Annotated in this window: 22 protein-coding genes and 1 tRNA gene; 5 read left to right on the top strand and 18 right to left on the bottom strand. The window is 69.0% G+C overall.

The window, feature by feature from the left end:
- Positions 1–79: 79 nt before the first annotated feature.
- Entirely contained in the window at positions 80–673 is a 594-nt protein-coding gene (locus AMS65_RS16905; RefSeq protein ID WP_053385342.1) for a TetR/AcrR family transcriptional regulator, read from the bottom strand.
- 86 nt (positions 674–759) lie between these two features.
- Between AMS65_RS16905 and AMS65_RS16900 the strand changes: the two genes are divergently transcribed.
- Positions 760–1,146, top strand: coding sequence for a DUF1304 domain-containing protein (locus AMS65_RS16900; protein WP_053385341.1), 387 nt, complete (start codon positions 760–762; stop codon positions 1,144–1,146).
- 38 nt (positions 1,147–1,184) lie between these two features.
- Positions 1,185–2,216: an NADP-dependent oxidoreductase gene (locus tag AMS65_RS16895; protein WP_053385340.1), complete on the top strand. Its 1,032-nt coding sequence runs from the start codon at positions 1,185–1,187 to the stop codon at positions 2,214–2,216.
- Positions 2,217–2,295: 79 nt separating this feature from the next.
- Here the strand turns inward: AMS65_RS16895 and AMS65_RS16890 are convergent, their stop codons facing one another.
- The 5 genes from AMS65_RS16890 to AMS65_RS16870 all read right to left on the bottom strand — a co-directional run bounded on the left by AMS65_RS16890 (position 2,296) and on the right by AMS65_RS16870 (position 5,641).
- Positions 2,296–2,625 carry a DUF3024 domain-containing protein gene (locus AMS65_RS16890; protein ID WP_053385339.1) on the bottom strand — a complete coding sequence of 110 codons (330 nt, stop codon included), beginning with the start codon at positions 2,623–2,625 and terminating at the stop codon, positions 2,296–2,298.
- Positions 2,626–2,778: 153 nt separating this feature from the next.
- Positions 2,779–2,853, bottom strand: a tRNA-Gln gene (locus tag AMS65_RS16885).
- Positions 2,854–2,964: 111 nt separating this feature from the next.
- Positions 2,965–3,249, bottom strand: coding sequence for a type II toxin-antitoxin system Phd/YefM family antitoxin (locus tag AMS65_RS16880; protein WP_241489494.1), 285 nt, complete (start codon positions 3,247–3,249; stop codon positions 2,965–2,967).
- 24 nt (positions 3,250–3,273) lie between these two features.
- On the bottom strand, positions 3,274–3,756 hold the full coding sequence (locus tag AMS65_RS16875; RefSeq protein WP_157502398.1) for a hypothetical protein: 483 nt from the start codon (positions 3,754–3,756) through the stop codon (positions 3,274–3,276).
- A 193-nt stretch (positions 3,757–3,949) separates the two neighbouring features.
- Positions 3,950–5,641 (bottom strand): aminotransferase class I/II-fold pyridoxal phosphate-dependent enzyme, encoded by a 1,692-nt coding sequence (locus AMS65_RS16870; protein WP_241489493.1) that lies wholly within the window; start codon positions 5,639–5,641, stop codon positions 3,950–3,952.
- A 122-nt stretch (positions 5,642–5,763) separates the two neighbouring features.
- Between AMS65_RS16870 and AMS65_RS16865 the strand changes: the two genes are divergently transcribed.
- On the top strand, positions 5,764–6,684 hold the full coding sequence (locus AMS65_RS16865) for a LysR family transcriptional regulator (RefSeq protein ID WP_053385337.1): 921 nt from the start codon (positions 5,764–5,766) through the stop codon (positions 6,682–6,684).
- A gap of 17 nt (positions 6,685–6,701) precedes the next feature.
- Here AMS65_RS16865 and AMS65_RS16860 read toward each other — a convergent pair whose 3' ends face one another.
- Positions 6,702–7,181, bottom strand: a complete 480-nt coding sequence (locus AMS65_RS16860) for a winged helix-turn-helix transcriptional regulator (protein ID WP_053385336.1) — start codon at positions 7,179–7,181, stop codon at positions 6,702–6,704.
- A gap of 122 nt (positions 7,182–7,303) precedes the next feature.
- Between AMS65_RS16860 and AMS65_RS16855 the strand changes: the two genes are divergently transcribed.
- A complete protein-coding gene (locus tag AMS65_RS16855; RefSeq protein ID WP_053385335.1) occupies positions 7,304–7,660 on the top strand; it encodes a nuclear transport factor 2 family protein in 357 nt (118 codons plus the stop codon).
- 89 nt (positions 7,661–7,749) lie between these two features.
- On the opposite strand, the gene AMS65_RS16850 is transcribed toward AMS65_RS16855, so the two are convergent.
- A complete protein-coding gene (locus tag AMS65_RS16850) occupies positions 7,750–8,136 on the bottom strand; it encodes a nuclear transport factor 2 family protein (protein ID WP_053385334.1) in 387 nt (128 codons plus the stop codon).
- 89 nt (positions 8,137–8,225) lie between these two features.
- On the opposite strand from AMS65_RS16850, the gene AMS65_RS18855 reads away from it, so the two are divergent.
- Positions 8,226–8,681 (top strand): winged helix-turn-helix transcriptional regulator, encoded by a 456-nt coding sequence (locus AMS65_RS18855; RefSeq protein WP_083451801.1) that lies wholly within the window; start codon positions 8,226–8,228, stop codon positions 8,679–8,681.
- On the opposite strand, the gene AMS65_RS16845 is transcribed toward AMS65_RS18855, so the two are convergent.
- The 10 genes from AMS65_RS16845 to AMS65_RS16800 all read right to left on the bottom strand — a co-directional run bounded on the left by AMS65_RS16845 (position 8,585) and on the right by AMS65_RS16800 (position 22,064).
- On the bottom strand, positions 8,585–9,586 hold the full coding sequence (locus AMS65_RS16845) for a Ppx/GppA phosphatase family protein (protein ID WP_053385333.1): 1,002 nt from the start codon (positions 9,584–9,586) through the stop codon (positions 8,585–8,587). The two genes, AMS65_RS18855 and AMS65_RS16845, sit on opposite strands and share 97 nt — an antisense overlap.
- 60 nt (positions 9,587–9,646) lie before the next feature.
- Positions 9,647–10,354 carry a deoxyribose-phosphate aldolase gene (deoC, locus tag AMS65_RS16840; RefSeq protein ID WP_053385332.1) on the bottom strand — a complete coding sequence of 236 codons (708 nt, stop codon included), beginning with the start codon at positions 10,352–10,354 and terminating at the stop codon, positions 9,647–9,649.
- Between the two features lie 168 nt (positions 10,355–10,522).
- A complete protein-coding gene (locus tag AMS65_RS16835) occupies positions 10,523–11,257 on the bottom strand; it encodes an ABC transporter permease (RefSeq protein ID WP_053385331.1) in 735 nt (244 codons plus the stop codon).
- Complete coding sequence (locus AMS65_RS16830) at positions 11,254–12,117, bottom strand: ABC transporter ATP-binding protein (RefSeq protein WP_075201061.1); 864 nt, start codon at positions 12,115–12,117, stop codon at positions 11,254–11,256. Before AMS65_RS16830 ends, AMS65_RS16835 begins: the two co-directional genes overlap by 4 nt.
- A gap of 65 nt (positions 12,118–12,182) precedes the next feature.
- A complete protein-coding gene (locus tag AMS65_RS16825) occupies positions 12,183–12,770 on the bottom strand; it encodes a TetR/AcrR family transcriptional regulator (RefSeq protein WP_193787040.1) in 588 nt (195 codons plus the stop codon).
- A gap of 20 nt (positions 12,771–12,790) precedes the next feature.
- Positions 12,791–14,284, bottom strand: a complete 1,494-nt coding sequence (locus tag AMS65_RS16820; RefSeq protein WP_053385330.1) for a glycosyltransferase family 2 protein — start codon at positions 14,282–14,284, stop codon at positions 12,791–12,793.
- Complete coding sequence (gene wecB, locus AMS65_RS16815) at positions 14,277–15,716, bottom strand: non-hydrolyzing UDP-N-acetylglucosamine 2-epimerase (RefSeq protein WP_053385329.1); 1,440 nt, start codon at positions 15,714–15,716, stop codon at positions 14,277–14,279. Before wecB ends, AMS65_RS16820 begins: the two co-directional genes overlap by 8 nt.
- A gap of 167 nt (positions 15,717–15,883) precedes the next feature.
- Entirely contained in the window at positions 15,884–18,505 is a 2,622-nt protein-coding gene (locus AMS65_RS16810) for a DEAD/DEAH box helicase (protein ID WP_053385328.1), read from the bottom strand.
- A 17-nt stretch (positions 18,506–18,522) separates the two neighbouring features.
- Complete coding sequence (locus AMS65_RS16805) at positions 18,523–19,938, bottom strand: DUF2130 domain-containing protein (RefSeq protein ID WP_053385327.1); 1,416 nt, start codon at positions 19,936–19,938, stop codon at positions 18,523–18,525.
- A gap of 284 nt (positions 19,939–20,222) precedes the next feature.
- Positions 20,223–22,064: an ABC transporter ATP-binding protein gene (locus tag AMS65_RS16800; RefSeq protein WP_053385326.1), complete on the bottom strand. Its 1,842-nt coding sequence runs from the start codon at positions 22,062–22,064 to the stop codon at positions 20,223–20,225.
- Between the last annotated feature and the right edge of the window lies 1 nt (position 22,065).

The following is a 22,065-nucleotide window of genomic DNA, read 5'->3' as shown; positions in this document are numbered from 1 at the left end:
CCACAGCAGCGCGGACCGGCCGTGCTGTCTCGATGTTAAGGCTTCGAGCACCGCACCACAGGCGGCGTGAGTCACGTGGTCATCGGAGACCGCTCGCCCCATCGCTGACGAGTCGCATTGCACTCGACACGGAACGGGCCGCCTCCGACGGGTCTACACGCGCGATCGCGAACCCCGCGACAACGAGCGCCGTGAGAACGTCAGCGTTCGACATTCCCGCATCCGAATGGCCTCCACCCATGGCGGCGAGACCGCGCACGAAGGCTGAATGCAATTCCTTTCGATAGCCGGAAATCACGTCATGAAGATACTCGTCTTGGGCGAGCGGCGTGCTCGCCGTATTGATGAGCAAACAGCCGCATAGGGCGGGCATGGAATGCAGATTCTCGAACGCTTCTCGCAGTCCGGTGAGGTAGATCAGCAGAGCCTCGGGTGCGACGACGTCGGCCTGTAGCGGCGCAAGCCGGGGGCGAACAAGCTCATCCAGATAGCTCTGCACGACTGCTTCGAACAGTCCCCGCTTCGAGCCGAAGGTGTTGTAGATACTCGACCGACTCAGGCCGGTCGCACGCTCGAGTTCAGGAATCGAGGCACCGTCGTAGCCGGCACGCCAGAACAGCGTCCGAGCGGCGCGCACGGCTTCTTCGCGATCGAATTCCAGCGTCCGGGCCACCGAAACACCCCTTTCTGTAACGATAGGTCTAGTATATAGTGAACTGGTCGTTACAGAATTGGGTTCGCTCGAAGGGAACACACCTCATGGTCACCGCAGGCCTCGCGCTCGCCATCATCGCAGCACTGCTGCACGTCTACATCTTCTATATGGAATCCCTCGCCTGGACGAGCCCGAAGGTGCGCCACACCTTCGGCAGCAGCGAGGAGGAGGCTCAGGCGACGAAGGAGATGGCGTTCAATCAGGGCTTCTACAATCTGTTCCTCGCGGTCCTCGCTCTGCTCGGCACGATCATGTATCTCGTCGGCGCCGAGGCTGCCGGGGCGGCACTGGTGCTCGCCGGGGTGGGGTCGATGGGCGCAGCAGCGCTCGTGCTGTTGCTCTCCAGCCCGGACAAGCGCTCAGCGGCGCTCAAGCAGGGTGTCGTCCCGATCCTCGCCATCGTCTTCTTCACCATCGGCATCGCCGCCTGACCACCGCAATCCTTCAGCACCTCAGAATCGAGACGCTCATGCCCGCAATGCTCAGCACCCAGATCCAACTCGCCGCCCGCCCGGAGGGATGGCCCACGCGCGACGACTTCACCGTCGCGCAGGTCGCACTGCCACCCCTCCGCAGCGGACAGGTGCGAGTAAGGAACGAGTTCGTGTCGGTCGATCCCTACATGCGCGGCCGCATGAACGACACCCGCTCCTATGTCGCACCGTACCGGCTGGGCGAGACCATCACCGGCGGAGCGGTCGGCCGAGTCATCGAATCAGCCGCAGAGGGTCTCCCCGCGGGAACCGTCGTGCTGCATCAGCACGGCTGGACCGACCTCACCCAAGACGAGGCGGCCGCGTTCCGTGCACTGCCGGATCTGCCGGGCGTCCCGCTCTCCCTGCACCTGCACATTCTCGGTATGACGGGCCTCACCGCCTACGTCGGCCTCACTGCCATCGCGGGGATGCAGCCCGGAGACACCGTGTTCGTTTCCGGCGCGGCCGGCGCCGTCGGCACCGCGGTCGGGCAGATCGCCAAGCTCCTCGGCGCCGGACGCGTGATCGGTTCCGCTGGAACCCCGGAGAAGGTGCGCCTCCTCACCGAGAAGTACGGCTACGACGCCGCCTTCAACTACAAGGACGGCGATGTGCGCGGGCAACTCATGCAGGCGGCGCCCGACGGCATCGACGTGTTCTTCGACAACGTCGGCGGCGATCACTTGGAAGCCGCGCTCGACGCTTTCAACGACGGCGGCCGGGCGGCGCTGTGCGGTGCGATTGCGGGCTACAACACCACCCAGCGCACTCCCGGTCCTGATAATCTCGCCAACATCATCACCCGAGCCCTCACCCTCAAGGGCTTCACTCTGGCCGCATACCTGCACCTCGCGCCGGAGTTCCAGAGCCGCATGACCGAATGGTTCGCCGCAGGCAGCATTGCCTACGACGAGACCATCGTCGACGGCATCGAACACACGGTCGACGCGTTCCTCGACATGATGCGAGGCGCGAACACCGGGAAGATGCTCGTCAAGATCAGCTCTGCGAGCACTGCCGAATAGGACCTCCCCATAGTCGCGCACTCGGCATCGAGACGGCTTCGTGCATGCCTCCGATTCTCCACAGGGTGGGCGCCTACCCTCAGAAGATCGGGTCCTCGCCACTCTCGATGCAGTCCAGCAGCGCCCACACGTTACCCGTCGGCCGTTTCCGCATATAGCAGCGAAAACGGAAGTTCTGGTCGCGCCGATACATCTGCCACTGCGCGGTCTTCTGCGCGTAATGGAACCTCGTGACCGGGAACTGCATCCACTCGGCACCGTGCCCACCCCGCGGCGGCCTGGCCCCTGAGATCGTGATGTGACGGTCGGCGATCTCGCACTCGATACGCATCTGATCAAGATGCTTCGGCGACACACGGGTCTGACACCATCTGCCGATGCGAAGCAGGTCAGGTTCAGGAATAGCCATAGCGCTCCGATTTTCCCCGAACCAGGATCAACGGGAGAGCCAACGGGCTTTCATCATGATGCAAGCAGGGCTCAGACAAGGAGCCCAGACTCGTCACCCAGGCTGCAGATGCAGCAAAGGCTATTCACAACCCGGTTCGACGAATAAAATGCGTGGCTGGGATACCAGGACTCGAACCTAGAATGACGGTACCAGAAACCGTAGTGTTGCCAATTACACCATATCCCAAGGCGGAAATCTGACCTCCGGGGAGATCAGCACCGAGAGATAACTCTACCCGATTCCGGGTCGGAACTCAAAACGCCCTGGCCCCGCGGATACGCCCGGAGAACACCCTTATCACCTCGGCTCGCACGCAACGCGTGACTCAGGCGTCCGGCAGACGCTTCGTCTTCCCTCCCACGCGCTCAATTCCTCCTCCGCCAGAGAACTCGCGAAGTCGTCGGGCACCGAGTAGGCGACGAATCCGAGTTCTCGCTCGGCCTGCGGCTCAATCGGAACGAGCTTCGCCAGAGGCTTCGACTCATGCGAGATGACGAATTCGTCTCCCCGCTCGACCACGGCGAGCAACGCCCGGAGATGCATCGTCGCATAGCGGGCCGTCACTGTTTTCATACCGTCCACGCCACTCTCCCGGCCTCCGCTGATCTATGCGTAGTCGTCCGGAGTGAGCGGACGGATGCCCGTGTCGTGGAGCACGAACTGGGCACGCAGCGGCACCACGGCCTCGCCCCCGAAGGCCGCACCCGAAGAGCCGGTTCCCCCGGACTCACCCGCGATGGACCGCGCCCACTCCCGATCCTCGACGGTGAAGCGGTCGGTGCCGCACCGCTCCCAGACGAACACGAACTCGCGGGCGCCCACCAGCTCGCACACGATCCGAGCACGATGCACGAGCACCCGGGCGAAGGGCACTACCCCGAGGTCGCTCGTCTCGCAGAGCTCATGCGGCGAGAGCGGATGGTCGTCCATCGGCATGAGGGGCTCCGCGAGCCGGTGCTCCTGGTCGATGAGCAGCAACCAGAGCTGTCGATGGGTCGCCCGTTCCAGCATCAGACCGAGCTGGTCCTGCAGATCGGCGTCGGTGGCGAGAATGCGGTCGGGATCGATACGCGTGTCTGAAGTGGTCATGCGACTCAGCATGAGCGATTGCGTGCGGTCGAGGTGCCGAAACATGCGAATCTGTGGAGAAGTGGGCGAGGGCACGTCGAGAACGCGAGGTGTGAGCGAAGGATGCCGGGAGTGGGTCCTGAGATCCGCTCCTATCTGCCGTGTGGTGGCTCGGCGCCCACGAGCCCGGTACCCGCGAGCCCAGGAGCCCGGGTCAGCCGGCCCGCACCACGCGGAATCGCGCGACGTCCCCATCGATCGCGCCGCGCACGTAGCCCGTGGGCGATGCCGCGACGGCCTGCAAGAACGCCACGGTCTCCGCGGTGATCTCCTCGCCGGGGATCACGTTCGGGATGCCCGGCGGGTAGGCGGCGAGCGTGTCGGCCGAGACGCGCCCGACGGCCTCGGCCGCCGACACCACCTCGGTCGCCGCGAAGAAGCCGTCGCGCGGCATCATGCGCAGCGCGCCCGGTGCGGGCAGCGCGGGGAAGGATCCCGCCGCGGCATTCGCCTCGCGCTCCGCCTGCGCGGCTGCCGAGTCGACGGCCGCGACCAGCGCGCGGTGCACCGACTCGAAGTCGGGCGTCTTCCCCGCACCGATCACGGCGACGAGCGACGTGGCCGTCGACATCTCGAAGTGGATACCGTCGGTGTCGATGAGGCGCTGCCGCAGCCAGTGGCCGCTCACCCCGGTCGCCGACAGGTCGATCGGCACGCGCAGCGGGTCGGTGTCCACGACGTCGGCGAAGCGGTCGAAACCATCGCTCACCACGGCGAAGCGGGGATCCTCGCGCAGCATCTCGCGGAATCGGCGCGCGCCATCGATCGAGCGGCCGATCTGCTCCTCGCCCGTAACGAGGGCATGGCGAGCGATGTCGAGCGATGCGCGCAGGATCGCGCTCGTCGAGGTGGACGCCGTCATGGTGAAGGCGCGCTCGATGAGCGGCTCGAGCTGGTCGGCGAAGGGCCCGTGGCCGAGGTGCAGCATGGCCGACTGGGTGAGGGATCCGGCGAGCTTGTGCGTGCTCGAGACCACGAGGTCGACGCCGAGCCGCGCAGGCGACTCCGGCAGCTCGGAGTGGAAGCCGAAGTGCGGACCCCAGGCGCCGTCGACGATGAGGGGAGCGCCGTGGGCGTGGGCGACCTCGGAGAGCCCGCGCACATCGGAGACCGAGCCGAAGTAGCTCGGCGAGATGATGTAGACCGCGGCGGCCGGGCGCCCATCGCGCTCGGCGCGGGTCAGCGCCTCGTCGAGCGCCACGGGCGAGACCCCGTGCGCCATGCCGTGCTGATCATCGACCGAGGGGAAGACGAAATCGGGGATCAGGCCGGCCGCGAGCACCCCGTCGCTGAAGCTCGAGTGCGCGCTGCGCTGAGAGACGATGTGCACGCCCAGGCCGCGGGCCGCGAGCGCGGCGGTGCGGTTGGCCTGCGAGGCGCCGTTCGTGAGGAACCAGGTGCGGCGAGCGCCCCAGGCCTCGGCCGCGAGCTCGAGTGCCCGGTCGAGCGGAGAGCGGGCGCCGAGATCCACGTCGTCGATGAGCATCGGGATGTCGAGCTGCAGCGCGCGCTCCCCCAGGAAGTCGGCGAGGCGGCCGCTGATCCCACGGTCGGTGCCGCCGTGACCGGGCACCATGAGCTGCACCGGCCCGCGCGCCACGTAGCGGTCGAGGGCGTCGGCGTACGGCGTCTCGACGTGCCGACCCAGGAACGCGGCGCGCTCGGCCGCACCGGCCCGAGCGGCGCAATCCTCGGCCACCTCGGGAGCGGTGCGATCCTGGGCAGCGCGATCCTGAGCGGTGCGATCCTGGGCGGTGCGATCCTGGGCGGCGCGATCCTGGGCGGCGCGATCCTGGGCGGCGCGATCCTGAGTGATGGCGTGGTTCGACACGGGTGTGTGCAGCATGGCATCCATCTTCTTCCGTACGAATCCTGCGCTGAATCCCCGTCTCCTCTCGGCATTCACATACACCGTATGTGGCAATGACCCTTTTCGCGCCCTCTCTTCAGATATGGAATAGTTGACTCGTGATCGATCTGCGGCAGCTTCAGGCGCTCCGCGCCGTTCAGGCCGCGGGATCCGTCACCGGCGCCGCCCGCCGCCTCGGCTGGAGCCAGCCCACCGTCGACTACCACCTCAAGAATCTCGAGCGGTTGGTCGGCGCGGAGGTGCTGCAGCGATCCTCGCGCGGCAGCTCGCTCACCCCTGTCGGCGCGCTGCTGCTCGATCGCGGCGAAGAGATCCTCGGCCTCACGGACCGGGCGCTCCGCGATGCCCGCGACCTCACGCAGATGGGCCGCGTGCGGCTGCGCTTCGGCACCTTCCCCACAGCCGCGGCCAAGCTGCTGCCCTCGATCGTGTCGCAGGTGAACGAGATCGGGATCGAGATCGACGCCGTGCTCAAGGAGGCCGGCCCCCTCGTGGGGCACGTCAATCAGCGGGAACTCGACGCCGTGCTCGTCTACTCGGTGCCCGGCTACGATCTGCCCTTCCGCGCCGACGTCGTCACCACGGAGGTGCTGCGCGATCCGCTGATGCTGGCGCTGCCGGAAGGACACCCGCTCGCGATCCCGGCACCCATCGACGTGCCCGCGCTGCTCACGCTGAGCGACGAGCGCTGGCTCTTCGGGGCCACCCGCGACGATCCCATGGACGAGGTGGTGATCGACGCGTTCGCCGCGGCCGGCCGCTCGCTCGAGGTGTCGATCCGCACCGACGACTTCCAGGTGATGCTCGGCATGATCGCCGCGCGCATGGTCGTGGGGCTCGTGCCGCGCCTCGCGAGCGGTCCGGATCACCCGGGGGTCGTGCTGCGCCCGATCGACGACCCGGCCTTCGCGCGGTCCGTGCTGCTCGCGGCACCCACCGACGGCGCGGGGAAGCAGCCCCAGACCGCGGTGCGGCAGCTGGCCGAGGCGATCCGGAATGCCGTCGCCGAGCTCGGGTAGCCGGGCTCGGCGATCGCCTATCCGGCGTATCTCGCCCGCATTTGCACTCCGGCGGCGGGGCCGGCGGTGAAGACGAACCGCGGATCCGAGACGCCCAGGCCGGTCTCGGGATCGATCACGGCGGGCTCGATCTCCCGACCCGTCTCGGCATCGACGAGGATCATGGCCCGCTCCTCAGGCGCCAGCCGCGCGTTGCGCCAAGCCGCCATCGCGACCAGGATCGGCCGCAGCGAGCGGCCGAACTCGGTGAGCACGTACTCGTGGCGCACGGGGCGCTCCTGGTAGACCCGCTTGGCCAGGATCCCGTTGTCGACCAGCGTCTTGAGCCGGGTCGTGAGCATGCTGGATGACAGGCCGATGTTGGCCTCGAACTGATCGAAGCGGGTGTAGCCGTCGAAGCAGTCGTGCAGGATCAGGATCGTCCACCACTCACCCACGTACGACATCGCCGTCGAGAGCGGGCACTCCCGGTCCTCGACACGCACTCGTGCGGACATCCGAGCCTCCTTCGCAACGCGGGCCACTGAGCGGAGCTCGGCGCCCATCGATCCCTGCAGGTGCTAATCTAGCAGTCACAGCGACTGCGAAAATAGAAGTAACTCAGAGAGAAGCGGAACCCATGACTGAGACCTTCGCCGGCTACGACCCCACGACTCTGCCCGCCCCGGTGCTCGCGTACCTCGACGCCCGCGACGAGAACCGCCACGCCGACGCCGCGGCGCTCTTCGCCTCGGACGCGACCGTGCTCGACGACGGCAGCACCTACGCGGGCGGCGACGCGATCAGCGCCTGGATCGAGCAGTCCTCCGGCGAGTACCGTTACACGAGCACCCGCATCGGCCAGTGGGTCGCATCTGAGACGACCGCGGTCGTGCAGGTGCGCCTGGACGGGAACTTCCCCGGCGGCACCGTCACGCTCCGCTACCGCTTCGATCTCCGCGCCGGGCTCATCGACCGCCTGGCGATCGAGGTCTGAACCCCTCGGAGCCGACGCCGGGCGAACAGCGCAGAGGCGCCCTCCCTGAGCGGGAAGGCGCCTCACCGGCGTCGGATCATCGAGCGGGCTCAGCTCCAGAAGCGATCCTCCACCGCCTGGTCCTCGCCGATCAGCCAGATCTCCGCGATCCGATCGCCCTCGACGCGGAACACATCCACGCCGTGCTGGTCGAGATCGGCGCGGCCCTCGCGGCGAGCCGTGAACCGCACCGTCGTGGCGACCAGATCGCCGCTCTCGGTCGCGGACTCGGTCTCCAGGGCGAAGGTGCCGCCGCTGAGCTCCATGAACCGGCCCAGGTGCGCCACGACCGCCTCGGGCCCCACGTGGTCGCCCGAGAGCGGGTTCGCACCGGGCTGATGCCACACCGCATTCTCCGTCAAGGTGGCAGCCAAGGCCGCCATGTCCCCCGCCGCCGCTGCGGCCCCGTATCGTCCCACCACGTCGATAGCAGACATGCTCTTCCTCCGGTTCTCTTCGATAGCCTGAGACTCCAGCCTGCCGAGACGCCGGCGGTTACCTCAACGTCACCACCCAGGAGGATCGCATGAACGGCGAGTGGACGGTGTTCTCCCCCAAGTGCCCGTCGCGCCGGTCACTGGCGCGCATCGCGAACAAGTGGACCGCGATGATCATCATCCTGCTGCACGACCGCCCCCTCCGGTTCGGCGAGCTGCACCGGGAGGTGGGCGGGATCACCAAGAAAGTGCTCACCGACACGCTGCGAGCGCTGGAACGCGACGGCATGATCCACCGCACCGACCACCCCGACGGCCACGCCCGCTACGAGCTCACAGAACTCGGCCGCACCCTGCACGAACCGCTGCGGGCGCTGCAGATCTGGGCGGAATCGCACGTCGAGGACGTGCTCGACGCGCAGGACCGCTACGACACCGCCCTCGACGATCAGGTGCTCGCCGGCTCCGATTCCGCCGGCTCCATCGCCGGCTCCGCGGATTCCTCCACCGGATCCGCACCCCGCCCGTCGAGGGCGTCGATGTAACGCAGCACGATGCCCTCGCGCAGCGCCCAGGGCGAGATCGTGAGCGTGGCGACGTCGAAGACCTTCATCGCGGTGCGCAGCACGACGGCGCCCGCCATGATCTGGTAGCCGCGCTCCGGCGTAATGCCCGGGAGGTACTCGCGCACCGATCCCGGCATGTCGCGCAGCGTCGGCTCCCACTCGCGGAGGCCCACGTAGTGCAGCTGTGCCAGGTCCCCCGTCACCGGATCGGCCGGCCCGCCGACGAGCCTGGCGAGCGAGCGGATCGTCTTCGAGGTGCCCACCACGCGCTTGGGACGGGGGCGATCCGCGAAGATCTCGTCGCGCACCCGGGTGAACTCCGCTCGCGCGTGCGCCCGCAGGCGCGACACCGCCTCTCGGGTGGGCGGATCCTCCGGCAGGTAGTTGATGGTGGATCGCCCGGCGCCGAGCGGCAGCGACACCTGCGCGTCGGGGTACTCGTCGGCCCCCTGCGCGATCTCGAACGATCCGCCGCCGATGTCGAAGAGCAGGATCTCCCCCGCCGACCAGCCGAGCCAGCGGCGCACCGCGAGCATCGTGATCCGGGCCTCGTCCTCGCCCGAGAGCACCCGCAGCGTCACGCCGGTCTCGCGGGTGATGCGCGCGAGCACCTCCTCGCCGTTCGCGGCCTCGCGGATCGCGCTCGTGGCGGTGGCGATCATGTCGTCCACGCCGATCTCGCGCACGGTCTCGACCGATTCGCGGATCGCGTCGACGATGCACTGCACCCCCTCCTCGACGATCGCCCCGTCGGCGTCGAGGTAGCGCATCAGCCGCAGCACCGAGCGCTGCGAGTGATACGGCACGGGACTCGCGCCCGGGTGGGCGTCGACCACCAGCAGATGGACGGTGTTGGATCCGACGTCGATCACTCCGAGGCGCATGGGGAGATTCTAGTCGGGCGGACCGCTCCGGCACTCGCGGTCGGCGTTCGCGCCCGGCGCTCAGTACCCGGGGGCGGTACCGGGATCCGCGGCGGACCCAGCCCAGCCGGCGAGGATCGCGGCGGTGCCCGACACCCCGAAGCGCGTCGCGCCGGCCTCCCACAGCTCGCGCACCGCGGCCGCCGTGCGGATCCCGCCCGACGCCTTCACGCCCAAGCGCCCGCCGACCGTCGCGGCCATGAGGCGTACCGCGTGCACGCTCGCGCCGCCCGCCGGGTCGAAGCCGGTGGAGGTCTTCACGAAGTCGGCGCCCGCCGCCTCCGCGGCGCGGCACGCGCCCACGATCTGCTCGTCGTCCAGCGCGGCCGACTCGATGATCACCTTGAGCACGCGGCCCGGGCACGCCGCACGTACGGCCCGAATCTCGGCCTCGACGCCGGCCCGGTCTCCCCCGCGCACGAGCCCGCGATCCAGCACCATGTCGATCTCGTGCGCCCCGTCGGCGACGGCCCGCGCCGCCTCGGCCGCTTTGACCTCGGCGCGGTGCGAACCGCTCGGGAAGCCCGCCACCGTCACGATCTCGAGCCCGCCGAGCGCCTCGGCATCGACCGGGAGCAGCGACGGGCTGATGCACACTCGAGCGACGCCCAGCTGCCGCGCGGCGGCGAGAAACGAGTGCAGCTCGGCTCGGGTGGTGCCCGGCGCGAGCAGCGTGTGGTCGGCGGCGGAGAGGAACTGCGACTGCGTGAGCGGCGAGGCGATGGTCATGCGAACCAGGCTACCCGCGGCCGGAGGCGGGGAGTCCCTCGGCCGAGATCCCGCGGCGCCCGGTTCCCGTCGCCCGGGTCCGGCGCCCGGGTCCGGCGCCCGGGTCCGGCGCCCGGGTCGGGCGCCCGGGTCGGGCGCCCCACCGCAGCCAGGCGGCGACGCCGGCGCTCACGCCGTGCGGCGGCGCAGCGTGCCCGAGGCGAGCACCAGGGCAGCGACCACGAACGCGCCGACCACGAGCAGCGGACCCGCCACGTCCCACGCCTCTCCCCCGCCCGTCACGGCCTCCATGGCGTCGATCGCGTGGCTCAGCGGCAGCCAGTCCGAGATGGCGTAGAGCACGTCGGGCATCTGGTCGCGCGGCATGAAGAGCCCGCCGAGAATGATCTGCGGGAAGACGAGCACGGGCATCCACTGCACGGCCTGGAACTCGGTCTGCGCGAACGCGCTCGTCAGCAGGCCGAGGGCCGTGCCCAGCAACGCGTCGATGATCGCCACGAGCGCCAGCTGCCAGACGGGCCCGCTCACCTCAAGCCCGCACACGAGCACCGCGAAGCTCACCGTGACGACGGCCTGCACGAGCGCGAGCAGCCCGAATGCCAGTGCGTAGCCGAGGATGAACTGCCACTTGCCGAGCGGCGTGGTCATGAGCCGCTCGAGGGTGCCGGACCGGCGCTCGCGCAGCGTCGTGATCGAGGTGATCAGGAACATCACGATGAACGGGAAGAGCGCGAGGATCGCGCCGCCGAAGCGGTCGAACACCCCCTCCTGGTCGCTGAACAGCCAGGCGAAGAGTCCGACGAGCAGGCTCGGTGCGACGAGCAGCAGCATGACGGAACGCGGATCGTGCCGCAGCTGGGCGAGCACACGCCCCGCGGTCGCGAGTGTCGGAGACGTGCTCATCGCTCCACCTCCGTCGTGGGGGCTCCCGTGCTGTCGGCATCCGGGCCGGTAGCGCCCGGAGCATCACCCTCCGGGCCGTCAGCACCCGGAGCCTCAGCGGCCGCCCTCTCGGGCGCGACGAGCGCGAGGAACGCGGCTTCGGGATCGCGCGCGCCGGTGTCGGCGAGCAGTTGCGCGGGGGTGGTGTCGGCGATGATCCGCCCCTCCCGCATGAGCAGCAGCCGGTCGCAGTGCAGCGCCTCGTCCATGACGTGGCTCGAGACGAGCATGGTGATCCCGCGCCGCGCGAGCCCCTCGAACAGTTCCCACAGCTCGGCCCGGATCACCGGATCGAGGCCGACGGTCGGCTCGTCGAGCACGAGCAGCTGCGGATCCCCGACGAGCGCGACCGCGAGCGAGACGCGAGTGACCTGCCCGCCGCTCAGCGATCCGACCAGCTGGCCGGCCTGTCCGGCGAGCCCGACGCGTTCGATCAGGCGGTCCGCGGTGTCGCGGTTCGCCCCGACGAGCGCGCCGAAGTAGCGCACGTTCTGGCGCACGGTGAGGTCGGCGTAGACGGCCGCGCCCTGCGTGCCGTAGGCCACGTCGCGTCGCAGCCGCCGCGATCCGGCCGCCTCGCCGAACACGCGCACCGTGCCCGAGCGGATCTTCTGCGCGCCGACGATGGCTCGCATGAGCGTGGTCTTGCCGCAGCCGGAGGGCCCGAGCAGACCGACGATCGCACCACGCGGGATCACGACGTCGAGACCGTCGAAGACCGTCGTGCGGCCCCGGCGCACGTGCAGATCCCGGATCTCCACCGCGAGCCCGGCAGGTGCCGCGGGTTCCGCGGCGTGGGCACCAGCCGCTTTATTCATCATGTAATGAATTTAAGTCGAGTCGGGACGCTCGTCAACCCCTGCCGTGCGCACTCCCCGAGGAACGCTCAGTCGAAGAGGTAGCGCTGCACCGTGGGGCCGATCCGCTCCACCAGCTCGTCGATGGGAGCATCGGCGAGCACCCCCAGCCGCAGCACGTAGCGCGTCATCAGCAGGCCCCCGATCTGGGAGGCGACGAGCGAGGCGCGCAGCTCACCGTCGGGAACATCGAGGTGCGCGGCGATCCGGGATAGCAGCTCCCGCGAGAGGAACCCGACGAGCACCGGGGTGCCGAGCTTACCGCCGACGGCGGCGCGCAGCAGCATCACCCCGCGGCGTCGCACCTCGTCCCGTTCGAAGGACTCGAGCACGAACCGCACCACGCGCTCCCCGACCTCGTCCCGGGGGCCCGCGAGGATCGCCGGCACCGCGACGTCCGGGCGCAGCGGCACTCCCGCGGCCTCGGCGAAGAGGTCGGCCTTGGTGCCGAAGTAGTGGTGCACGAGCGCGGAATCGACCCCCGCACGCTCGGCGATCGAGCGGATCGTCGCGCCATCGTAGCCGCGTTCGCCGAACTCCTCGACGGCGGCGGCGATGATCCGCTTGCGCGAGTCGGATCCGCCCTTCGGCCGCCCGCGTCCTCTCGACGTGGCCATGCCGCCCACTCTACCGAGGGTCAGGCCGTACCCGCGCCGCCCGCCGTCCCGGATCCCGCATCGCCCGGCGCACCGTGCCGGGCACGGCTCGCTGCCGCATCGCCGGGGCTCTCCGCGTCGTCCGCAGGTTTCGCGATGGCCTCGCGCTTCGTCTTCGCCCAGCTGTTGCGGCGCAGCAGCTGACGCAGCAGAGCCCGGTACACGACCGGGTAGATCAGCCACGAGTAGATGAGGTAGAGGTGCGCGAGGAGCAGGTTGAGCACGAAGTTCTTGAGGCCTCGCTGCGGCCTCGCGAAGAGCACCCCGGCGATCCCGGGACCTGCGGAGAACAGGTAGAACAGCACCAGGATCAGCACGGACCACTCCGGTCGCACCAGTCCCATGGCCAGGAACACGAGGCTCAGCACCACCGACAGCCCGACCCAGGCCTGCACGAAGGGCGTGAGCAGGTACCAGAGCTGATCGCAGCGTGCCGCGAAGCCGAGACGACGGTTGCCCACGCTCGCCGGGATCAGGTCGAGCACCTGCCACGCCCCCTGGCCCCAGCGCGTGCGCTGGCGGTACAGCGCGCGCAGCGAGTTGAGCCCCTGCTGGTTGATGCTCACCGCGCTCGTCTGCGCGCCGCGCCAGCCCTGATGGATGAGCCGCAGGCCGATGTCCTGATCCTCGGTGAGCCGCCCCGCCTTCCACGGCCCCGTGCGCCCGTCGTCGTCGGTGATGGCGACGCTGTCGAGCGCGGCGAGCCGGTTGAACTGGCCGTTGCCGCCCATGTTGGCAGTGCCCCAGGCCATGCGGCCCAGCTGGAAGATGGAGCCGAACACGCCGAATTCGAGATCCTGCGCCCAGGTGAGGAAGCCGTTGCGGTTGTAGATGCGCACGAGCGTCTGCACGCCGCCCACGCGCGCGTCGGCGAACTGCGGCGACACGCGCCAGGCTTCCCGGTCGAGGCGGCCGTCGGCATCCACGATCGCGACGATCACACGCTGCGGATCCCACCCCGCGTAGCGCCCCGTCCCCAGCACCTCGCGGTGCAGGTGCCGCCAGGCGTCGTTGAGGGCCTCCGATTTCCCTTGCCGCGCGTCGGGCGGCACCCGGGTGAGCACCGTCAGCTCGGGCGCATCGAGGCCCGCGAGGATCTCACCCGTGCGGTCGCTCGAGCCGTCATCGATCACGAGGATCGACTTGTGCGTCACCTCCACCTCGAGCAACCGGCCCACGGAGTCGGCGATCGTCACCTCCTCGTTGAGCGCGGGCACCATGAACACCCAGAGGAACTGCTCCTCCCCCGATTGCTCCCGCGTACCGGGACTCTCGCGGCGCTCGCGGCGGCGCACCGCCGCGGCCCGCGAGATCAGCACGGTGAGCGAGAGGAACGTGCACAGGATGAGCACGAGCGCGACCCAGAAGATCGGGATCGCCCACACGGGCATCCCGTCGTACATGTGGAAGAGGTAGACGAACGTCTCCTCCACCCAGCGCAGGAGCGGGTGCTGCGCCTGCGCCGGCTCAGCCATGCCGCTGCACCGTGACGGCGGCGAGATCGAAGGCCGGGAGGCCCTCTGCGTCGAGCTCGAGGGCCGCTTCCTCAGCGACTTCCCCAGCGGCTTCCGGAGCATGAGCCGGTACCGGAGCCGTCGTCGGCGCCTCGGCGGAGGCGGAGACGGTCCCCTCGATCGAGTCGCCGTCGAGGTCCAGGCCCAGCCGGCGCCTCACCGCGTCGCGCAGACCGTCGCTCGCGAGCTCGGAGGGTGCGGGTCCGTCGCGCAGGATGTTGTCGAGCGCCTGCACGATCCGCTCGGAGGCGTAGCCGTCGCCGTACGGGTTGCGCTTCGCCGCACGTCGGGCGTACTCGGCGTCGTCGTCGAGCAGCAGCGACGCCTCGGAGACGATGCGCTCGGGATCGGTGCCGACGAGCACGAGTGTTCCCGCGTGCACCCCCTCCTCGCGTTCCGTGGTCTCGCGGGCGACGAGCACCGGGGTGCCGAGAGCGGGCGCTTCCTCCTGCACGCCGCCGGAGTCGGTGATGATCACTCGTGCGGCGCCCATCAGACGCGCGAAGTCGGCGTAGTCCCGCGGTTCGACGAGCAGCGCGTTGGGGCGGTCGGTGAGAGCGTCGAGCAGCGGCTGCCTGGCGACCGGATTGGGGTGGACCGGCACCACGAAGCTGGTCTCCGGGTACCGCTCGCTGAGACGGCGCACGGCAGCCGCGATCCGTTCGAGGCCGGCACCCCAGTTCTCGCGGCGGTGGGCCGTGACGAGCACGATGCGGGCGTCGGGATCGGTCTCGAGCGCCTCGAGGCCCGGGCCGTAGCCGCCCTGCTGGTCCGATGCCCAGCGCAGCATGTCGATCGACGTGTTGCCGGTGACGAGCACGCGGTCGTAGTCGACGCCCTCCCGCACCAGGTTCATCTTGTTCGTGGTCGTCGGAGCGAGGTGCAGCGCCGCGATGCGCGAGATGAGCTGGCGGTTGCCCTCCTCGGGGAACGGGGCGAGCAGGTTCGAGGTGCGCAGCCCGGCCTCCACGTGCACGACGGGGATGCGGAGGTTGAAGGACGCGAGCGCGGCGGCGGCGGCAGAGCTGGTGTCGCCGTGCACGAGGCAGGCGACGGCTCCGCCGACCTCACGACGTCCGTCGGCGCGGTACTCCTCGGGCACGGTCTGGCTCGACCAGATGCGATCGATCCCCACCATCACCCTCGCGAACATCTCCGTGAGCGAGGGGCGTGTGCCGTCGCGCGGTTCCGAGACGCGCAGGTTCGCGTCGATGCGCATGCCGGACTGGTGGATGAGATCGTCCACGAGATTGGTGTGCTGCCCGGTCGCGATCACGACGGGCCGGAAGGTCCCGGAACCCTGCAGGGCTCGGATCACCGGAATCATCTTGATCGCCTCAGGCCTCGTCCCGATGACCACGAGCACGCGCGTGCGTTCAGCGTATGGAATCACACCGATCCCCTCCCATCTCCCCTTGGATACCTCGATCCTACGCGGCTGGGCTATGGAGCCGCGCTATGCAGACGGGCTACCAAGCCGCGCAACGCCGCGGGACAATGGATCAGGGCCACGTGAACGGACAACGCGGCCGAACAACGCGGCCGAGCCACGCGGCCGGGCTACGTGAGCGGCCCGACTCGTTCCACCCTCACGACGGGCTCCCCCTCCGCTTCGGATGCGGCGAGGTCGACCGCACCCTCGATCCCCCAGTCGCGATCGCCCTCCGGGTCGAGCAGTACCTGCCTGAAGCGCCACACCCCGGCGGCCGTCGCCTCCGCCCCCCGGTCGAGCTCCAGCAGTCCTGCGGCGCGCGCGTCGGCGTCGATGCGGATCTCGTCGTACTCCGTGTAGTAGCCGGCGAGCGCATCCCGCCACCGCTGCTCGCCGAAGCCGTGGGATCCCACGCCCCCGAGCGCCGCGGCGTGGATGCCGTCGAGTTCGGCCAGTTCGTCGTAGCGCTCAAACGCGGCGGCCTGCACCCGCCGGAAGAGCGTGTTGCGCAGCATCACCAGGAACGCGCGCTGGTTCGTGAGCACGGATCGGGTCGGGGGCGCAGCCGTCTCTCCCTCTGCGTCGAGCCCGAGCAGTTCGCGGGCCCTGCGATGGGCTTCGGGATCCGGGTTGGCGAGTTCCTCCCACTCGTCGATGAGACTCGAGTCGACCTGTCGCACGAGTTCCCCGAGCCACTCGATGAGCTCTTCGAGTTCCGGACTCTTGGACTGCTCGGGAACGGTGCGCTCGATGGCTCGGTACGCGTCGCTGAGGTAGCGCAGCACGGTGCCCTCAGCCCGGCCGAGCTGGTAGAACGAGACGAGGTCGCGGAAGCCGAAGGCGCGCTCCACCATGTCGCGCACCACCGACTTGGGACGCAGTTCGAAATCGCGCGCCCACGGCACGTCCTTGATGTACTCGTGAAAGGCCTCGTCGAGCAGCTCCTTGAGCGGCTGCGGGTGGGTCACCTGCTCGAGCAGCTCCATGCGCTCGTCGTACTCGATGCCCTCGGCCTTCATCGCGGCCACGGCCTCCCCGCGGGCCTTGTGCTCCTGGGCGCGCAGGATCGCCCGCGGGTTCTCGAGGGTCGCCTCGATGATGGAGATGACGTCGAGAGGGTAGTCGTCGGACTCGGGATCGAGCAGCTCGATGGCGGCGAGCGCGAAGGGCGAGAGCGGCTGGTTGAGCGCGAAGTTGGCCTGCAGCTCGACCGTGAGGCGCAGCAGGCGCTGCCCGCGCGCGTCCTCGTGCACCTCGACGATGCCGCCGCCGCGCAGCGTGCGGAAGATCTCGATCGCCGTGCGGGCGTGCGCGTACTGCGCCGCGCGCGGTTCGTGGCTGTCGAACACGAGCGTGCGCATGGTGGCGAGTGCCTCGCCCTCGTGCTCCTCGCCCCGGCCGATCACCCCGAGCACCATGGCGTGGGTGACGCGCATGCGACTGACCAGGGGCTCCGGCTGCGATCCGACGAGCTTCTCGAGAGTCTGCTCGCTCCAGGCGACGAAGCCCTGCGGCGGCGCCTTCTTCTTCGCGGGCTTGGCCTTCTTGCCGCCCTTCGCGCCCGCGGCCTTCGCCGCGGCCTTGGCGGAGGCCTTCGCGTTCTCGATCTCGTGCTCGGGGGCCATCGCGATCACGTCGCCCTCGGTGTCGAAGCCCGCGCGACCGGCACGACCGGCGATCTGGTGGAACTCGCGGGCCGAGAGCCGGCGCATCTTCTCCCCGTCGAACTTGGTGAGCGCGGTGATGACGACGGTGCGGATGGGCACGTTGATGCCGACCCCGAGGGTGTCCGTGCCGCAGATCACTCGCAGCAGGCCGCGCTGCGCGAGCTGCTCGACGAGACGCCGATAGCGCGGGAGCATGCCGGCGTGGTGCACCCCGATCCCGGCGCGCACGAGCCGTGAGAGGGTGGTGCCGAAGCCCGTGGAGAAGCGGAAGGCGCCGAGCGCGTCGGCGATCTCGTCGCGGCCGGCACGATCCACGATGCGGATGCTCGCGAGCGCCTGGGCCTGTTCGACGGCGTGGGACTGGTTGAAGTGCACGAGGTAGGCGGGGGTCTGCCGATCCTCGACGAGCCGCTCGACGACCTCGTGGACGGGGGCGACCTCATAGCCGAAGCTGAGCGGCACGGGCCGCTCGACGCCGGTGACGAGCGCCGTGTCTCGATCGGTGCGGCGGGTGAGATCGGCCGCGAGTTCGCTGACGTCGCCGAGCGTGGCCGACATCAGCAGGAACTGGGCGTCGTGCATGAGCAGCAGCGGAACCTGCCAGGCCCAGCCCCGCTCGGGCTCGGCGTAGAAGTGGAACTCGTCCATCACCACATGGGTGATGCCGCCGGCCGTGCGATCGCGGATGGCGAGGTTGGCGAGGATCTCGGCGGTGCAGCAGAGGATCGGCGCCTCGGAGTTGATGGAGGTGTCGCCGGTCACCATGCCCACGTTCTCGGCGCCGAACACCTCGACCAGGTCGAAGAACTTCTCGCTGACGAGCGCTTTGATGGGGGCGGTGTACACCGTGCGGCGGCCCTCGGTGAGCGCGATGAAGTGGGCCCCCATGGCCACGAGCGACTTACCGGTGCCCGTGGGGGTGGCGAGCACGACATTGCTGCCGAGCGCGATGCCGAGGATGGCCTCCTCCTGGGCGGGGTAGAGCCGGAGCCCCTTCTCCTCCCACGCCCACTCCTCGAAGGCGGCGAAGGCCTCGTCGGCCTCGCCGAACGAGCCGGCGTCGAGGATCGATCCCAGATTCATGCGTATGCTCTCCTGCTTCACCGAGCGTCGGCGCTCGAGTCGGTACCGCTCTCGAGCTCGGCGAACTTCGCCTGCATCGTCGGGTTGCCCCGCGTCAGCTTCTTGATCGAGACGCCCTGCGCCTTGTCGTTCGCGAGCCGCAGGTTGTTCTCCGATTTCAGCAGGTTGTCCTTCACCTTCTGCATCTCGGCGATCGACGTGTCGATGCGCTTGATCGCCTCCTGGAACTGGCGCGAGGCGAGATCGTAGTTGCGGCCGAACGCGTCCTTGAAGGAGTCGAGCTCGCTCTCGAAGTTCGTGATGTCGATGTTCTGAGACTTCACCTGCTCGAGCTCGGCCTTGTACTTCAGCGCGTTCAGCGCTGCGTTGCGCAGCAGCGTGATCAGCGGGATGAAGAACTGCGGGCGGATCACGTACATCTTGGGGTATCGATGCGAGACGTCGACGATCCCGCTGTTGTAGAGCTCGCTCTCGGGTTCGAGCAGCGACACGAGCACCGCGTACTCGCACCCCTTCTCACGGCGATCCTTGTCGAGCTCCCTCAGGAAGTCCTCGTTCTTGTGCTTCGTCGCGGTGCCGTCGGCCTCGTTCTTCATCTCGAACATGATCGAGACGATCTCGATGCCGCTGAGGTCGAGGTCCTTGAAGATGTAGTCGCCCTTGCTGCCGGTGCGCGCGTCGTTGTCCTTCTCGAAGTACGCGTTGGGAAACGCCGTCGCCCGGATCTGGTTGAACGTCGTCTCGCAGTGCTGCTCCAGGGTCTCGCCGACCATCTTCGTCGACAGGCGGGCCTTCATATCGCGGAGCCGCTCGATCGCCTCATCGCGATCCCGGATCTGCATCTCGTACCGCTCCCTCAGCGACTTCTCGGCGAGCTGCTTCTCGAGCTCCGCCCGCTCCAGCCCGCTCTTCAGCTCGTCGCGCTGCTTCTCGACCGTGCTGACCGCCTCGGTGATCGCCAGCTTCTGAGAGAGTCCGACGGCTTCGAGCTGCGCCCGCAGCTCCTGGATCTGCGAGTCCTTCGCCGCGGCAGCCTGCTGCAGCTCGGCGACGAGCTTCGCCTCGGCCAGCTCCACGGCCGCCTGTTTCTCCCGCTTCGCCTGCTCAAGCTCGTTCACCAGCGCATCGCGCTGCTTCTCCACCGCACCGAGCGCCTCGGCCACGGCGAGCCGCTGCTCGGTCTCGCCCGCCTCGAGCTTCGACTGCAGGCTCCGGATCTCGGCGTCCTTGTCAGCGGCCGCCCGCTGCAGCTCAGCCGCGGCGGCGGTCTTCGCGAGCTCGAGCGCGTTCCGCTTGTCCTGCTCCGCCAATTCGAGCCGCTCGTGCAGCTGCTGCTCGAACTCCCGGTCGCGGACCTGCTTGAGGATGTCGGCGTAGCCCGCCTCGTCGACGGTGAACGCTCTCCCGCAGTGCGGGCACTTGATCTCGTGCATCGGGGCCTCCTTCGGGTCTCGCGGTCGGTGCGACCCTTCAACCCTGGCACAGACCGCCGACATTCACGGATCCGGCGCCGATCCCGCGCCACCCGTGCAGGAGAAAAGCAGTCGTGCAGGAGGAATCCGCGAGTTCCTCCCTGTGCGAACGGCTTTCTCCTGCATGAGTGGTGGAGAAGCAGGAAGCAGGAAGCAGGAAGCAGGAAGCAGGAAGCAGGAAGCAGGAAGCAGGAAGCAGGAAGCAGGAAGCAGGAAGCAGGAAGCAGGAAGCAGGAAGCAGGGCCCTACCCCACCACCTCGAACTCCCGCATCCGCTTGCGATCGGCCTTCGAGGTCGAGTGCTGCAGTTCGAGCAGCTCCGCGTAGATCCCGCCCGACGCAGCGAGCTCGGCCGGGGCGCCGATCTCCTCGATGCGGCCGTCGCGCAGCGTCACGATGCGATCCACCTCGGCGATCGTGGACAGCCGGTGCGCGATGATGAAGCTCGTGCGGCCCTGCATCAGATCCTCGAGGCCAGCCTGCACCAAGCGCTCCGACTTCGTGTCGAGCGCCGAGGTCGCCTCATCGAGCACGAGGATCGGCGCATCCTTCAACATGGCGCGCGCCACCGCGATCCGCTGCTTCTGCCCGCCCGACAGCTTCACGCCGCGCTCGCCGATCACGGTGTCGTAGCCGTTCGGGAAGCGGCTCACGAACGAGTCAACGGCGGCCCGCCGAGCCACGGCCTCGATCTCCTCGCGCGTCGCCTCCGGGCGCCCGTACGCGATGTTCTCGGCGATCGTGCCCGAGAACAGGTTCGGCTCCTGGAACACGACGCCGACGCTGCTGCGCAGCTCGTCCAGATCCTCGCCCGCACCCGCCACCTCGATACGGCCCGATCGCACACCGTACAGCCCCATCAGCAGGCTCGTGATCGTGGTCTTGCCGCCGCCCGACTCGCCGACGAACGCGATCCGCTCCCCCGGTGCGACGTCGAAGGAGATGCCCGCGAGCACGTCGTCATCGTCGTCGTAGCCGAAGCGCACGTCGCGGAACGAGACCGCCGGCCGATCCGGGTCGCCCTCGACCTCGGGCTTGACCCAGGCCTGCGGCTCCCGTGGACGCGCCCCGCCGCCGTCGACCCGCATCGGGTCGAGATCCATCACCTCGAAGTACGACTTCGATCCCGCGATCGCGCGCTGCGCGGTGTCGACCACCCAGCTGAGGCTCATGACCGGCTGCCTGGCCATGGCCATGAGCTGGATCAGCATGACCATCTCGCCCGGCGTGAAGTGCCCGGTGACCGTGCGCACGAAGATGATCGCGTACAGCACGAAGAAGATCGCGTGCAGCACCCCCTGGCGCAGGGCGTCCATCGTGTGCCAGTGGCGCGACTGCTGCGCGGTGAGGTGCTCGGTGCTCGCGAAGCGGCGGTTGAACGCGTCGAGCTCGCTGCGCTCGCGCACGAACGACTTGACCACGCGCATCTGCCCCACCACCTCGGCGAAGCGGCCCGAGGCGATGTCGACGTGCTCGTTCTTCTCCCCCTCGAGGCGCTGCCACCTGCGGCTCGTCAGCGCGGTCAGCCACAGGTAGACGGGGTAGGCGATGATCAGCAGCACCGCGAGCGGCCAGTAGTACCAGGCGCTGATGACCAGCACCGAGATCGTGGTCAGCAGCAGCGTCACGAACATGTTCGAGAACGTCTTCATGAAGTTCGTGATCTCGGAGATCGAGCGGTTGAGCCGCGCGACGATCGTGCCGGTGAGCTCGTTGTCGTAGTAGCGCTGCGGCAGCGCCAGCAGCTGTTCGAAGTACCGCGTCGAGAGGATCGTGCGCATCTTCGCGCTCATCACGTCGCCCCAGTAGCCGCCCACGTTGCCGATGCCGGCCTCGACCAGGCTCACCGCCAGCAGCGCGATCGCGAGCAGCACGACGATGCGGATCGCGTCACCGGCGACATCCGCCACCGCGCTCTCGCCCGAGACCGATGCCCCAGCCGCACTCACGATCACATCGGTGGCGCGGCCGGTGATGAACGGCACGGCGAGGCCCGCGGCCGTCACGACCGCGGCGGCGATCATGATGCCGATGTAATAGGGGGTGAGGGATCGGGTGAACCTCAGGATGCGCAGGAGCGTGGTCAAC

The sequence above is a fragment of the Leucobacter celer subsp. astrifaciens genome, from assembly GCF_001273835.1.
Lineage (GTDB): Bacteria > Actinomycetota > Actinomycetes > Actinomycetales > Microbacteriaceae > Leucobacter > Leucobacter celer.
Note: the sequence above shows the minus strand (reverse complement) of the source record. Positions and strands in the feature narration are given on the sequence as shown.